We start from the raw sequence: 13,906 nt of genomic DNA, 5'->3' as shown, positions 1-13,906 counted from the left end.
CGCGTAAGGGTCAGGACGCGGCGCGCGACTTTTTCGCCGCGCGCTTGAACGGCGCGACGTACGCCAGCGCCGCCACGAAGAAGCCGACGGCAAGCGCGGTCTCGCACCAGCCGAGCGTCGCGGACAACCCGCGATCGGACATGCCGCGCACGATGCCTTCGGCGAAATAGACGAGAATCAGCATGCTCGCCCACTGCATCGTATAGATGTTACGCCGCCAGACGCCGGGCAGTGCGAGCGCGAGCGGCACGGCCTTCAGCATCAGCGCGGAGCCGCCCGGGCGCAGCGGCGCGAGCCACAGCTCCCACGCGAGCGACAGCGCGATCAGTGCGACGAGGCACGCGACGGCGGCCAGCGCGCAGCGCGGCCGGGCAGCGACGGCGGGGCGGGCGGGCGCGTTCATGCGGCTTCGGCGGCCTGCGCGTTGGAGAGGGCGGCCGCCGCGCGTGCGAGCCGCACGCCGAGCGCGGCCGCGAGCGCCTTTTCGTCCGCCGACAGCCCTTCGGGGTCGGCGCGGCCGTGCTGCGCGACATGCGACGCGCCGTACGGCGTGCCGCCGGTGCGGGTCGTGCTGAGCGCGGATTCGGTGTACGGGATCCCGACGATCATCATCCCGTGATGCAGCAGCGGCAGCATCATCGACAGCAGCGTCGATTCCTGGCCGCCGTGCAGGCTGCCGGTCGACGTGAACACGCTCGCCGGCTTGCCGGTCAGCGCGCCCGACAGCCATTGCGGCGTCGTGCCGTCGAGGAAATACTTGAGCGCGGCGGCCATGTTGCCGAAGCGGGTCGGCGAGCCGAGCGCGAGGCCCGCGCATTCCTCGAGGTCGCGCGGTTCCGCATAAGGCGGACCGTCGTCGGGAATGTCGGGGGCGCTGGCTTCGCAGACCGTCGACACGGGCGGCACGGTGCGGATGCGTGCCTGCATGCCCGGCACGCTGTCGATGCCGTTGGCGATCGCGAGCGCGAGATCGCGCGTGGCGCCGTGACGGCTGTAATAGAGGACGAGGATGTCTTTCATGGGCTACGGAGCCGCGTGCGGCCGCGCGCGTGCCCGGTGCAGTCGGCCCCTGCTGGATCGAGCGGCTATTATAGGGGCTGAAGCCGTCGCGCAGCGCGGCGGCGGCGCGCCTTCGGGCGCGCGGCACCCGAGTAGGAGAAGCCGTTTGCCGAAGTTGAGCGTCGATCTCGACACCCTCAAGCGCCTCGCGCAGTTCGCGGCCCGGCGCAGCGCCGAGGATCGCATCCCGCAAGTGGCGGGCAGCCTCACGTTCACGACGATGCTGGCGCTCGTGCCGCTCGTGACGGTCGCGTTCGCGCTGTTTACCGCGTTCCCGATGTTCGCGTCGTTCCAGCTGTCGCTGCAGGGGTTCCTCGCGGATCACCTGATGCCCGCGCAGTTCAACATCCAGATCTTCAAGTACCTGAACCAGTTCGCATCGAAGGCCAAGGGGCTGACGACGGCCGGCCTGATCGTGCTCGTCGTCACGTCGGTGATGACGATGATGACGATCGAATCGGCGTTCAACCTGATCTGGCGGGTGCGCAAGCCGCGGCCGTTCGCGCAGCGCGTGCTCGCGTACTGGGCGCTGATCACGCTCGGTCCGCTGCTGTTCGGCGTGAGCCTGTCGATCTCTTCGTACCTGTTCACGCAGTCGCTGGCGTTCACCGGCGCTGCGCCGTCCACGTCGATCGTCGAGTGGCTGCTCGCGCTTGCGTCGCTGCCGCTGACGGTGCTCGCGTTCACGCTGCTGTACGTGTACCTGCCGAACTGCACGGTCGCGTGGCGCGACGCGGTGATCGGCGGGCTGTTCGCGGCCGTCGCGTTCGAGCTCGCGAAGCGCGGCTTCGGCTACTACGTGCGGCGCATTCCGACCTATACGGCTGTGTACGGCGCATTCGCGGCGCTGCCGGTGTTCCTGCTGTGGGTGTATCTCAGCTGGTTCGTCGCGCTTCTCGGTGCGATGGTGACCTCCGCGCTGCCGGCGATCCGCGTCGGCCAGTTCCATCGCATCCACTATCCGGGCAGCGACCTGCTCGATGCGCTCGAACTGCTCGCGCGGCTTGCCGAGGCGCGCGCGGCCGGCAAGCCCGGGTACGCGGCGCTGCGGCTCGCGGCCATGCTGCGTTGCGACATGGAAACCGCGCAACGGCTGCTGACGACCATGGAGGAACGCGAATGGGTCGCGCGGCTGGACGGCGGCGATGCCGCGCCGCGCTATGTCCTGCTGGCGAACCCGGAGCAGTTGACCCTGGCGCAGCTGTTCGACGTGCTGGTGATCGACCGCACTGAGCTGACTTACCAGTTGCAGCGGCGGCGCAGCCATGTCGACGGCGCTGCGCTGCTTGAGGTGCTGTCGAACGAGCGGTTCGACGTGTCGCTCGCGTCGCTGATCGCCGCGCACCGGCTCGCGGGCGCACAGCCGGCGGGTATCCCGGGGCAGGCGCCGGACGGCGTGCCCGACCCGCACGCGCGGCCGCCGCGGCCCGCGTGAGTGCGGGGCCGGCGGCTACAGTGAAATCTTGCCGATGCAAATGTCCTTGAACATCACCCAGTCGCCCATCAGGCTGTAGATCGGGTGCCGGAACGTGGCCGGGCGATTCTTCTCGAAGAAGAAGTGTCCGACCCACGCGAACCCATAGCCGCAGACGACAGCCGCCGGCAGCCACAGCCAGTTGCCTGTCGCGATCGCCATCGCGACGCAGCCGATCACGCCGAGCGAGCCGATGAAGTGCAGCCGCCGCGACGTCAGGTTCTGGTGTTCGTTCAAGTAATACGGGTAGAAATCAGCGAAGCTGGCGAATTGCTCCGAATGCGTATGCGCCATGGCCGTCTCCTCGGGCCGCTGTTCATGCGGCCATTGTGCGGCCGGCGGCCGGTGTCCGCAAGCGGGGCGGCCCGCCGCGCCGGCCCGTGCTTTCCTTTTGACAGGCTTTCCGATAGGATCGAAAGAGGTTTTGCATTCAAGCATGAGGGGACTACGATGCGCGTCAGCGATATTCTGAAAGTGAAGGGCAACACGCTGTTTACGGTGACGCCCGATAAGCCGCTGCGCGAAGCGGTCGATACGATGGCCGAGCACGACATCGGTTCGCTCGTCGTGATGGAGTACGGCGATCTCGTCGGGATGCTGACGTTCCGCGAAATCATCCTGCGCCTGCACGTCAACGGCGGTGCGATCGGCGACGTGCAGGTGCGCAAGGTGATGGACGAGCCGCTCACGTGCACGCCGGAAACGGACGTCAACGAAGTGCGCCGGATGATGCTCGAGCGCCACGCGCGCTACATGCCCGTGCTCGACAAGAAGGTGCTGATGGGCGTCATTTCGTTCTACGACGTCGCGAAGACGGTCGTCGAGGCGCAGAGCTTCGAGAACCGGATGCTGAAGGCGTACATCCGCGACTGGCCGGAATCGGAAGCCGAAGCGCACAAGCCGTGAACCACGCCGCGCCCGGCGCCCTGACGCGCGGGCGTCGCCATCCGGCACGCGGCGGCGCAGGTTGGTCCTGCGCCGCCGTTTTTTCAACGACAACACAACAAGGCCCGCGCAGCTTCGCCAAGACGACGCGCGCGTATTCCGCATGAGCGATCAAACGCAAGCCACTTCGGGGCGGCGCGACGAACGGCGCACCCACGCATCGCAGTTCGACCTGCTGCGCGAGCGCCGTTTCGCACCGTTCTTCACGACCCAGTTCCTCGGTGCGCTGAACGACAACGTCTTCAAGATCGGCTTCACGTCGCTCGTCACTTACCACACCGCACGATTCTCCGGCGTCGACGCGAAGACCGCCGCATTCCTGATTTCCGCGATCTTCATCCTGCCGTTCGTGCTGTTCTCGGCGACGTCCGGCCAGATCGCCGACAAGTACGACAAGGCGACCCTCACGCGCTTCGTGAAGACCTTCGAGATCGTGCTGATGCTGGTCGGCGCGGCTGGCTTCGTCATGCACAGCGCGACCCTGCTGTATCTGTGCACGTTCATGATGGGGATGCACTCGACGCTGTTCGGGCCCGTCAAGTATTCGTACCTGCCGCAGCATCTCGGCGAACACGAACTGGTCGGCGGCAACGGTCTCGTCGAGATGGGCACGTTCATTGCGATCCTGATCGGCACGATCATCGGCGGCGCGGCCGCGGGCATCGAAGGCAGCGGCGAGCGCGTGCTCGCGGTGAGCGTCGTCGTCATCGCGCTCGCGGGGCGGCTCGTCGCGCAGCGCGTGCCGTCCACGCCGGCGCCGCAGCCTGATCTCGTGATCAACTGGAATCCGTTCAGCGAGACCTGGCGCAATCTCGGGCTCGCACGGCAGAACCGCACCGTGTTCCTGAGCCTGCTCGGCATCTCGTGGCTGTGGTTCGTCGGCGCGACGTTCCTCACGTCGTTCTTCAATTTCGCGAAGGACGTGCTGTCCGCGAGCCCCGACGTCGTCACGATCCTGCTCGCGACGTTCTCGGTCGGCATCGGCCTCGGTTCGCTGCTGTGCGAGCGCCTGTCGCAGCGGCGCGTCGAGATCGGCCTCGTGCCGCTCGGCTCGATCGGCATCAGCGTGTTCGCGATCGAGCTGTACTTCGCGAGCCACGCGCTGCCGTCGCCCGGCCACCTGCTGTCGGTCGGCGAATTCCTGGCCGGCGCGCGCCACTGGCGCATCCTCGCCGACCTGTTCCTGCTCGCGATGTTCGGCGGCTTCTACAGCGTGCCGCTGTACGCGCTGATCCAGAGCCGCAGCGCACCGACGCACCGCGCGCGGATCATCGCCGCGAACAACATCCTGAACGCGCTGTTCATGATCCTGTCGGCCGTGATGGCGATGGGGCTGACCAAGGCCGGCGTCGGCATCCCGGGCCTGTTCCTCGTCACCGCGCTGTTGAACGTCATCGTCGCGGCGTATATCTACCTGCTCGTGCCCGAGTTCCTGCTGCGTTTCGTCGCGTGGGTGCTCGTGCACACCTTCTACCGGATTCGCCTCGTGCACGCGGAGCGGATTCCGGCGGAGGGCGCGGCCGTGCTCGTCTGCAACCATGTCAGCTATGTCGATGCGCTCGTGCTGGCCGCCGCGAGCCCGCGCCCGATCCGTTTCGTGATGGATCACCGGATCTTCAAGACGCGCTTCGCGAGCTGGGTGTTCCGGCATGCGAAGGCGATCCCGATCGCGCCGCGCCACGAGGATCCCGGGATGCTCGCGCGCGCGTACGACACGTGCGAGGCCGCGCTGAAGGACGGCGAACTCGTGTGTATCTTCCCCGAGGGCAAGCTGACGAAGACGGGCGACATCAACACGTTCCACCACGGCATCACCGAGATCCTGAGCCGCACGCCGGCGCCGGTGATTCCGATGGCATTGCGGGGATTGTGGGGCAGCTATTTTTCGCGGCATTCCGATGCGCGGATGCCGCGGCCCATCAAGCGCGGCGTGATGAGCCGGCTGACGCTGGCGGTCGGCGAGCCGATTCCGGCGTCGGTCGCGACGCCCGAATCGCTGCAGGCCGCGGTGACCGAGCTGCGCGGCGCACGGAAGTAGGCGGGCGGGGTGCCCGCCGGTATCGCGCGGGGCGAGTATTTCGTCTGCAAGCGGGCCGGAACGAGCTTCCGGCTGCACCGCCCGGGCTGCGCGTGCACGTACCGTGCGCCCGGCCTGCGTCTCATGCGGTACGCGCTCCCGGGACGGCTGGCATAATAGCGGTTCACCTCTTTTTCTCGACCGGCAAACGATCGACCTGCCAGCGGCCCGGGCAGCGCATCGGTTTGTCCATTTCTCTTTGGGCGGTTCCATCATGTCCGGCAATACCCTCGGCACGCTTTTCACTGTCACGACCTTCGGCGAATCGCACGGTCCCGCGATCGGCTGCGTGATCGACGGCTGCCCGCCGGGGATGGGGCTGACCGAAGCCGACATCCAGGTCGAGCTCGATCGCCGCAAGCCCGGCACGTCGCGGCACGTGACGCAACGGCAGGAGGCCGACGAGGTCGAGATCCTGTCGGGCGTGTTCGAAGGCGTGACGACCGGCACGCCGATCGCACTGCTGATCCGTAACACCGACCAGCGCAGCAAGGACTACGGCAACATCGTCGAGACGTTCCGTCCCGGCCATGCCGATTACACGTACTGGCAGAAGTACGGCATCCGCGACTACCGCGGCGGCGGCCGCTCGTCCGCACGCCTGACCGCGCCGATCGTCGGCGCGGGCGCGGTCGCGAAGAAGTGGCTGCGCGAGCGCTTCGGCGTCGAGGTGCGCGGCTACATGAGCGGCCTCGGCGAGATCGACGTGCCGTTCGTCGACTGGTCGCACGTGCGCGAGAATCCGTTCTTCTCGCCGAACGCGGCGGTCGTTCCCGAGCTCGAGGCCTACATGGATGCGCTGCGCAAGGATGGCGATTCGATCGGCGCGCGCATCGACGTCGTCGCGTCGGGCGTGCCGGTCGGCTGGGGCGAGCCCGTGTTCGACCGTCTCGATGCGGACATCGCGAAGGCGATGATGAGCATCAACGCGGTGAAGGGCGTCGAGATCGGCGCGGGCTTCGACAGCGTCGCGCAACGCGGCTCCGTGCACGGCGACGAGTTGACGCCGGGCGGCTTCGTCGGCAACCATGCGGGCGGCGTGCTCGGCGGGATCTCGACGGGACAGGACATCACCGTGTCGATCGCGATCAAGCCGACGTCGAGCATTCGCACGCCGCGCCGCTCGATCACGAAGGCCGGCGAGGCGGCTACGGTGGAAACCTTCGGTCGCCACGATCCGTGCGTCGGCATCCGCGCGACGCCGATCGCCGAGTCGATGCTCGCACTGGTGCTGATCGACCATGCATTGCGCCATCGTGCGCAGTGCGGCGATGTCGAGACGCAGACGCCGAAGATCGCCGGTAGCGCGACCTGACGCAATAGGGCGGCGCGCGGCGCGCCCCGTCTCGACCGTCGAGCGACGAATGCAAACGGGGCGCTGCGTGATGCAGCGCCCCGTTTCGTTTGCAGCAGTGTGCAGCGGCCCTAAAAAACGCGCCGCTCGTGGCGGCGCGTTCCGGCAGGTTACATGTTCGGATAATTCGGCCCGCCGCCGCCTTCGGGCGTGACCCACACGATGTTCTGCGTCGGGTCCTTGATGTCGCAGGTCTTGCAGTGCACGCAGTTCTGCGCGTTGATCACCAGCCGATCGCTGCCGTCGTCGTTCTTCACGAACTCGTACACCGCCGCCGGGCAAAAGCGCGCCTCCGGCCCCGCGTACGTGCGCAGGTTCACGTTCACCGGCACGCTCGCATCCTTCAGCGTCAGGTGCGCCGGCTGATTCTCCTCGTGGTTCGTGTTCGAGATGAATACCGACGACAGCCGGTCGAACGTCAGCTTGCCGTCCGGCTTCGGATACTCGATCGGCTCGCACTGCGACGCCGGCTTCAGCATCTCGTGGTCCGCGTGCTGGTGATGCAGCGTCCACGGTACGTTGCCGCCCATCACCTTCTGCTCGAGCCCGACCATCAGCGTGCCGAGATACAGCCCCTTGGCCATCCACTGCTTGAAGTTGCGCGCGCGGTACAGCTCCGTGTACAGCCACGACTGCTTGAAGGCGTCCGGGTACGCGTTGAGTTCGTCCGACTGACGGCCGGCCTGCACCGCGTCGAACGCGGCATCGGCCGCCAGCATGCCGGTCTTGATCGCCGTATGGCTGCCCTTGATCCGCGATGCGTTCAGGAAGCCCGCGTCGTCGCCGATCAGCGCGCCGCCCGGGAACACCGTCTTCGGCAGCGACAGCAGCCCGCCCGCGGTGATCGCGCGCGCGCCGTACGACACGCGCTTGCCGCCTTCCAGGAACGCGCGGATCGACGGATGCGTCTTGTAGCGCTGGAATTCCTCGAACGGCGACAGGTACGGGTTCGTGTAGCCCAAGCCCACCACGAAGCCGACCACGACCTGGTTGTTGTCCATGTGATACAGGAACGAGCCGCCGTACGTATCGGACTTCAGCGGCCAGCCGGCCGTGTGGATCACGAGGCCCGGCTTGTGCTTCGCGGGATCGATTTCCCACAGCTCCTTGATGCCGATCCCGTACGCCTGCGGATCGGCGTTCGCGTCGAGCTTGAACTTCGAGATCAGCTGGCGGCCGAGGTGGCCGCGGCAGCCTTCGGCGAACAGCGTGTACTTCGCGTGCAGCTCCATGCCGAGCTGGAAGTTCTCGGTCGGCTCGCCGTCCTTGCCCACGCCCATGTTGCCGGTCGCGACGCCCTTCACCGAGCCGTCGTCGTTATAGAGAATCTCGGCGGCCGGGAAGCCCGGGAAGATCTCGACACCCAAGGCTTCCGCCTGCTGGCCCAGCCAGCGCGTGACGTTGCCCAGCGAGATCACGTAGTTGCCGTGGTTCTTGAAGTTCTCGGGCAGCGCCCAGTTCGGCGTCGTCACCGCGCTCTTCTCGGACAGGAACAGGAAGCGGTCTTCCGTCACCTCGACGGTGAGCGGCGCGCCCTGTTCCTTCCAGTCGGGGAACAGTTCGGTGATCGCGCGCGGGTCCATCACCGCGCCCGACAGAATGTGCGCGCCGATCTCGGAACCCTTCTCGAGCACGCACACGCCGATCTCGGTGCCTTTCTCGGCGGCCAGCTGCTTGAGCCGGATCGCCGCCGACAGCCCGGCGGGGCCGCCGCCGACGATCACGACGTCGTATTCCATCGATTCGCGCGGGCCGTATTGCTCGATGAGGCTTGCGGGGGTCATTGGCGTTCCTCTAACCGTTAGAATGCTTTTATTCGGGAGCGTATTGTCTGCGAAACGAAACGCTTGCCGCAACAGCATGCGTCTAGATTAGCACGATCGTTCTATTTTTTGTGCTAGGGTTATGCCGCCCGGGCCGTGTTGCCCGGGCTGGCGAAATGACATCGAAAGGGGATGTGCAAATGGGTCGATCGATCAATCTGGAAGGCAAGGTTGCGCTGGTCACGGGCGCGTCGAGCGGCCTCGGGCAGCGTTTTGCGCAGGTGCTGTCGCAGGCCGGCGCGAAGGTCGTGCTCGCGAGCCGCCGCGTCGAGCGCCTGAAGGAACTGCGCGCGGAGATCGAGGCGGCAGGCGGTGCCGCGCACGTCGTGTCGCTCGACGTCACCGACGTCCAGAGCATCAAGGCGGCGGTCGCGCACGCGGAGACGGAAGCCGGCACGATCGACATCCTCGTGAACAATTCCGGCGTGTCGACGATGCAGAAGCTCGTCGACGTGACGCCGGCCGATTTCGAGTTCGTGTTCGATACCAACACGCGCGGCGCGTTTTTCGTCGCGCAGGAAGTCGCGAAGCGGATGATCATGCGCGCGAACGGCAACGGTAACGGCAAGCCGCCGTGCCGGATCATCAACATCGCGTCGGTGGCCGGCCTGCGCGTGTTTCCGCAGATCGGGCTGTACGCGATGAGCAAGGCAGCGGTCGTGCAGATGACGCGCGCGATGGCACTCGAATGGGGGCGCCACGGGATCAACGTCAACGCGATCTGTCCGGGTTATATCGATACCGAAATCAATCATTACCTGTGGGAAACCGAGCAGGGCCAGAAGGTGCAGTCGATGCTGCCGCGCCGGCGCGTCGGCAAGCCGCAGGATCTCGACGGGCTGTTGTTGCTGCTCGCGGCCGACGAGTCGCAGTTCATCAATGGCTCGATCATCTCCGCCGACGACGGCTTCGGCCTCGCCTGAGCGGATGACATTCAGCAACAAAGAAAACTGCAATGAGCGCAACAAGCGATTACTCACCCGTTTTTGAGATGTCGATGCCGATCCGCTGGGGCGACATGGACGCGTTCGGCCACGTGAACAACACGGTCTATTTCCGCTACATGGAGCAGGCGCGGATCTCGTGGTTCGAGGAACTCGGCATCGCCGGCGGCAACGGCGAGGGGCAGGGGCCCGTCATCGTCACGGCGTCGATGGAATTCCTCAAGCAACTGCACTATCCGGGCGACGTGATCGCGAAGATGTCGGCCGCAAAACCCGGCCGAAGCAGCTTCGACACCGGTTTCGAGCTCACGCGTGCGGACGATCCGCAGCACGTCTATGCGCGCGGCAACGCGCGTTGCGTGTGGGTCGACTACGCGCTCGGCAAGTCGGTGCCGCTGCCGCAACTGCTGCGCGACACGATCGAGCGCGCGCTCGCGACGAAAATCGTCTGAGCGCCGATACGGCGAGGCCGGCGCCGGCGCGCCGGTGATTCGCCATGCCTGTTGTTACCCGAATCGGCCGCCATGCGCGGCCGATTGTCATCCGGGCGCCGCCATTCACTGCCCGAGCAGGCGCTGCAGCAGCTCCGGCGTGTTGTTCGTCCCGTACTTGCGCATCAGCCGTGCGCGGTAGATGTCGACCGTGCGCGAACTGATGTCGAGCACGCGCCCGATCTGCTTGCTGGTCTTGCCGGTCGCGAGTTGCGCGGCGATCTCGCGTTCGCGCGGAGTCAGTTCGACCGCGACGCGGCGCGTCGCGCTCAAGTCCTCGAAGGTCCAGACGCCGGCCGCGAGCGGCGCGGTGCGGTCGAGCGCGCGGCCCGTCACGTGGCACCAGAACAGCTCGCCGTCGGCCCGTTTCATGATTCTGTCGTCCGAGTAGATGCCGTTCGCGGCCATCACGCGCGAGATGCGCTCGCCGATTCGCTGGAATTCGTCCGTCGACGGGTAGAGTACCTCGTACGATTTCCCGATCAGGTCGGCCCGCGCGCAGCGGAAGATCGACGCGAGCGCGTCGTTGCAGTCCTCGATTACGCGGTCGCGCGACATCACGAGGCCGAGCGGCGCGAGGTGGAAGGCAGTCTGGTAATCGAGAGCGGGCATGGCGCAGGCAAGCGGAGGCAAACGCTTATGTATTTTTGCGTATTGTGCCGCATCCGCGCCGCATCGTACCCTTTCAGGCATCTCGCGGCAGTTCGTCGCGATATAAAAACAGCGCGCCTCGACGCACACATCGCCGCGCATGCATAGAATGATGCGGCGGGCTTGCGGTCCACATGGGCGCGTGAACCGGTTTCGCTGGTTTCCATAGAGGAAGGGACAACAGATGAACAAAGTCTATCCAAGCGCGGCTGCCGCGCTGGAAGGGATCGTCCGCGACGGACAGACCTTCGCGGTGGGCGGCTTCGGCCTGTGCGGGATTCCGGAGGCGCTGATCGCGGCGTTGCGCGATTCGGGCGTCAAGGGCATCACCTGCATCAGCAACAATGCGGGCGTCGACGGCTTCGGTCTCGGCCTGCTGCTGGAAACGCGCCAGATCAAGAAGATGATCTCGTCGTACGTCGGCGAGAACAAGGAGTTCGAGCGCCAGTATCTGGCCGGCGAACTCGAGCTCGAATTCACGCCGCAAGGCACGCTGGCCGAGAAGCTGCGCGCGGGCGGCGCGGGCATCCCCGCGTTCTTCACCAATACCGGCTACGGCACCGTGATCGCGGAAGGCAAGGAGACGCGCCAGTTCGGCGATCGCCACTACGTGCTCGAGCCGTCGCTGACGGCTGACGTCGCGCTCGTGAAGGCCTGGAAGGCCGACAAGTCCGGCAACCTGATCTATCGCCGCACAGCGCGCAACTTCAACCCGATGTGCGCGATGGCCGGCAAGATCACCGTGGTGGAGGTCGAGGAGATCGTCGAGAACGGCGCACTCGATCCGGACCAGGTCCATACGCCGGGGATTTTCGTGCAGCGCATCGTGCTGAACGCGACGCCGGAAAAACGCATCGAACAACGCGTCGTACGCGCGAAAGGAGACTGACATGGCCTGGAATCGTGACCAGATGGCCGCGCGCGCGGCGCAGGAACTGCGGGACGGCTTCTACGTGAACCTCGGCATCGGCCTGCCGACGCTCGTCGCGAACCACGTGCCGGAAGGCGTCGAGGTGTGGCTGCAGTCGGAGAACGGGCTGCTCGGCATCGGCCCGTCGCCGACCGAGGATGAAGTCGACGCCGATCTCATCAACGCCGGCAAGCAGACCGTCACGACGCTGCCGGGTTCGTCGATCTTCTCGTCGGCCGACTCGTTCGCAATGATCCGCGGCGGCCACGTCAACCTCGCGATCCTCGGTGCGATGCAGGTCAGCAAGCAGGGCGACCTCGCGAACTGGATGATCCCGGGCAAGATGATCAAGGGGATGGGCGGCGCGATGGACCTCGTCGCGGGCGTGAAGCGCGTCGTCGTGCTGATGGAACACGTCGCGAAGGGCGACCAGCACAAGATCCTCGACGAGTGCAACCTGCCTTTGACGGGTGTCGGCGTGGTCGACCTGATCATCACCGATCTCGGCGTGATCGAAGTGACGCCGGCCGGCCTGAAGGTTCTCGAGCTTGCCGACGGCGTGAGCGTCGACGAGATCCAGGCGAAGACGGGCGCACCGCTCGACGTGAGCGCGGTCGCGTAAGCCGACGGAGCTTGGCGCCGCGCGCTGTTGCGCGGCTACGCCGCCCCGCATGCTTCGATGCATGCGGGGCGCCGTCTTTTGGCGCGCGGGAATGCGCGTTTCCATCGCGATCGCGCCCGTGTCGCGGACCTTTCTCGACGTACTACGCGATTGCGCCGCCGCCGTCGATGAGCACGGTCGAACCGGTCGAGTACGGCGTCGCCGCCAGATAGACGATCGCGTTCGCGACATCCTCGGGCCGGCCCACGCGGCGCGCCGGCAACCGCTGCGCGGCGCCGGCGAACATGGCGTCGCGCGCGTCGGTCGCGAGCTTGTCCCACAGCGGCGTGGCGATCAGGCCGGGCGACACCGTGTTGACGCGTACGGGGGCCAGTTCGAGCGCCAGGCCGCGAGCCAGTGCATCGAGTGCCGCATTGATGGCACCCTGCAGCACCGACGATGCACTCGGCCGCACGCCGAGAAACCCCGACACGAACGTCAGCGAGCCGCCCGGGACGATGTCGATTGCACGCGCGATGCGATACGCGCCCCAGAACTTGCTGTCCATCGCGGCCTGCGCGGCGTCGAGTGCGAGCGAACGGACCGGGCCCGTTGCGGTCTGGGCTGCGGAAATCACGACGTGGTCGAACTGGCCGGCGCGTGCGCAGAATGCGTCGACTTCGTCGGTTCGCGTGATGTCGAGCGGTGCGAAGCGCGTGCCGCGGCCGATTGCGGCTGCGATCGCCTCGCCCTTGCGTGCGTCGCGCGAAGCGATCGTCACGCGTGCGCCGCGTTGCGCGAATGCCTGCGCGGCGGCCGCGCCGATCCCGGAGCTCCCGCCGACCACGAGCACCGCGTTGCCATTGAATGAATCGTTCATGATGGTTGGTTTCCGTTGAGAAGAAAGCAATCCGGTCAGATCGTCTCGGTTTCGCGCAGTGTCGCCGCGCTGCCGAGCGCGTAACGCGCGATCTCGTCCTTGCGCATGAACGCGACACCCGGATGCGCTCGCGCGTAGCGCAGGAATTCATCCCACGCACGGACCATCTGCGGCGTGCCGCTGATCCGGTCGTGTGCGCTGATCGACATCAGCCTGCGTCGCTGCCCGGCCTCCGCGTAGAGCTGGTCGAAATCGAGCTTGATCTGCTCCAGGAACATCGTCGGCGAGTAATTGCGGCCTTCGATCAGCAGGATGTCGTTGTTGCGCAGCGTGTACGGGACGACCACGAAATCGTGCCCGTTCACGGTCTCGATGAACGGCTCGTCGCGGCTGACGTCGTCGATGTGATAGACGTAGCCGAGTTCCTGCAGCAACGACAGCGTATTTGGCCCGCGCCGCAACCAGTTGCAGTTGTAGCCGATCGGCCTCGTGCCGGTCGCCGCCTCGACCATGTCGCGCGCTTCGGTCAGGAAGCGTCGCTCGTCGTCGCGGCTCATCGCGAATTGCGCGCGCCAGGTCGGGCCGTGGGGGGGGGGGGGGGGGGGCGGGGGGGCGGGGGGGGGGGGGGGGGGGGGGGGGGGGGGGGGGGGGGGGGGGGGGGGGGGGGGGGGGGGGGGGGGGGGGGGGGGGGGGGGGG

The 13,906-nt window shown here is 66.8% G+C and carries 14 protein-coding genes and 1 pseudogene; 8 read left to right on the top strand and 7 right to left on the bottom strand.

Annotation, left to right across the window (positions count from 1 at the left end):
* Positions 1 to 10: 10 nt before the first annotated feature.
* Together ACPUER_RS26540 and wrbA are read right to left on the bottom strand one after the other, a co-directional pair.
* The gene (locus tag ACPUER_RS26540) at positions 11 to 403 is read right to left on the bottom strand and encodes a DUF2069 domain-containing protein (protein WP_034183397.1); all 393 of its coding nucleotides are present in this window, start codon (positions 401 to 403) and stop codon (positions 11 to 13) included.
* The gene (gene wrbA, locus ACPUER_RS26535) at positions 400 to 1,020 is read right to left on the bottom strand and encodes an NAD(P)H:quinone oxidoreductase (RefSeq protein ID WP_310134571.1); all 621 of its coding nucleotides are present in this window, start codon (positions 1,018 to 1,020) and stop codon (positions 400 to 402) included. Before wrbA ends, ACPUER_RS26540 begins: the two co-directional genes overlap by 4 nt.
* A 145-nt stretch (positions 1,021 to 1,165) precedes the next feature.
* Between wrbA and ACPUER_RS26530 the strand changes: the two genes are divergently transcribed.
* Positions 1,166 to 2,494: a YihY family inner membrane protein gene (locus tag ACPUER_RS26530; RefSeq protein WP_204426233.1), complete on the top strand. Its 1,329-nt coding sequence runs from the start codon at positions 1,166 to 1,168 to the stop codon at positions 2,492 to 2,494.
* 15 nt (positions 2,495 to 2,509) lie between these two features.
* On the opposite strand, the gene ACPUER_RS26525 is transcribed toward ACPUER_RS26530, so the two are convergent.
* Positions 2,510 to 2,827 (bottom strand): Mpo1-like protein, encoded by a 318-nt coding sequence (locus ACPUER_RS26525; RefSeq protein ID WP_111017253.1) that lies wholly within the window; start codon positions 2,825 to 2,827, stop codon positions 2,510 to 2,512.
* A gap of 156 nt (positions 2,828 to 2,983) precedes the next feature.
* Here ACPUER_RS26525 and ACPUER_RS26520 point away from each other — a divergent pair, with 156 nt between their 5' ends.
* The 3 genes from ACPUER_RS26520 (at position 2,984) to aroC (ending at position 6,870) form a co-directional block, all read left to right on the top strand.
* A complete protein-coding gene (locus tag ACPUER_RS26520) occupies positions 2,984 to 3,439 on the top strand; it encodes a CBS domain-containing protein (RefSeq protein WP_006488504.1) in 456 nt (151 codons plus the stop codon).
* A gap of 142 nt (positions 3,440 to 3,581) precedes the next feature.
* Positions 3,582 to 5,516, top strand: coding sequence for an MFS transporter (locus ACPUER_RS26515; protein ID WP_175961599.1), 1,935 nt, complete (start codon positions 3,582 to 3,584; stop codon positions 5,514 to 5,516).
* A gap of 253 nt (positions 5,517 to 5,769) precedes the next feature.
* On the top strand, positions 5,770 to 6,870 hold the full coding sequence (aroC, locus tag ACPUER_RS26510) for a chorismate synthase (RefSeq protein ID WP_175961598.1): 1,101 nt from the start codon (positions 5,770 to 5,772) through the stop codon (positions 6,868 to 6,870).
* A gap of 149 nt (positions 6,871 to 7,019) precedes the next feature.
* Here aroC and ACPUER_RS26505 read toward each other — a convergent pair whose 3' ends face one another.
* Positions 7,020 to 8,693, bottom strand: coding sequence for an electron transfer flavoprotein-ubiquinone oxidoreductase (locus ACPUER_RS26505; RefSeq protein ID WP_425132535.1), 1,674 nt, complete (start codon positions 8,691 to 8,693; stop codon positions 7,020 to 7,022).
* Positions 8,694 to 8,872: 179 nt separating this feature from the next.
* Here ACPUER_RS26505 and ACPUER_RS26500 point away from each other — a divergent pair, with 179 nt between their 5' ends.
* A complete protein-coding gene (locus tag ACPUER_RS26500) occupies positions 8,873 to 9,655 on the top strand; it encodes an SDR family oxidoreductase (protein WP_175961580.1) in 783 nt (260 codons plus the stop codon).
* 32 nt (positions 9,656 to 9,687) lie between these two features.
* On the top strand, positions 9,688 to 10,128 hold the full coding sequence (locus tag ACPUER_RS26495; protein ID WP_034184001.1) for an acyl-CoA thioesterase: 441 nt from the start codon (positions 9,688 to 9,690) through the stop codon (positions 10,126 to 10,128).
* 105 nt (positions 10,129 to 10,233) lie between these two features.
* Here the strand turns inward: ACPUER_RS26495 and ACPUER_RS26490 are convergent, their stop codons facing one another.
* Positions 10,234 to 10,779: a LuxR C-terminal-related transcriptional regulator gene (locus tag ACPUER_RS26490; protein WP_072444303.1), complete on the bottom strand. Its 546-nt coding sequence runs from the start codon at positions 10,777 to 10,779 to the stop codon at positions 10,234 to 10,236.
* A 223-nt stretch (positions 10,780 to 11,002) separates the two neighbouring features.
* Between ACPUER_RS26490 and ACPUER_RS26485 the strand changes: the two genes are divergently transcribed.
* Entirely contained in the window at positions 11,003 to 11,707 is a 705-nt protein-coding gene (locus ACPUER_RS26485) for a CoA transferase subunit A (RefSeq protein ID WP_069621345.1), read from the top strand.
* A 1-nt stretch (position 11,708) separates the two neighbouring features.
* Positions 11,709 to 12,350, top strand: a complete 642-nt coding sequence (locus ACPUER_RS26480; RefSeq protein WP_425132534.1) for a CoA transferase subunit B — start codon at positions 11,709 to 11,711, stop codon at positions 12,348 to 12,350.
* A 142-nt stretch (positions 12,351 to 12,492) separates the two neighbouring features.
* On the opposite strand, the gene ACPUER_RS26475 is transcribed toward ACPUER_RS26480, so the two are convergent.
* Together ACPUER_RS26475 and ACPUER_RS26470 are read right to left on the bottom strand one after the other, a co-directional pair.
* Positions 12,493 to 13,209, bottom strand: a complete 717-nt coding sequence (locus ACPUER_RS26475) for an SDR family oxidoreductase (RefSeq protein ID WP_425132533.1) — start codon at positions 13,207 to 13,209, stop codon at positions 12,493 to 12,495.
* Positions 13,210 to 13,244: 35 nt separating this feature from the next.
* A pseudogene (locus ACPUER_RS26470) lies at positions 13,245 to 13,906 on the bottom strand (hypothetical protein); the annotation flags it as partial.

Origin of the sequence: Burkholderia sp. DN3021, from assembly GCF_049805555.1 — a bacterium.
GTDB lineage: Bacteria > Pseudomonadota > Gammaproteobacteria > Burkholderiales > Burkholderiaceae > Burkholderia > Burkholderia pyrrocinia_C.
The sequence above is the reverse complement of the archived record's forward strand: the minus strand, read 5'-3'. Positions and strand labels throughout refer to the sequence as shown.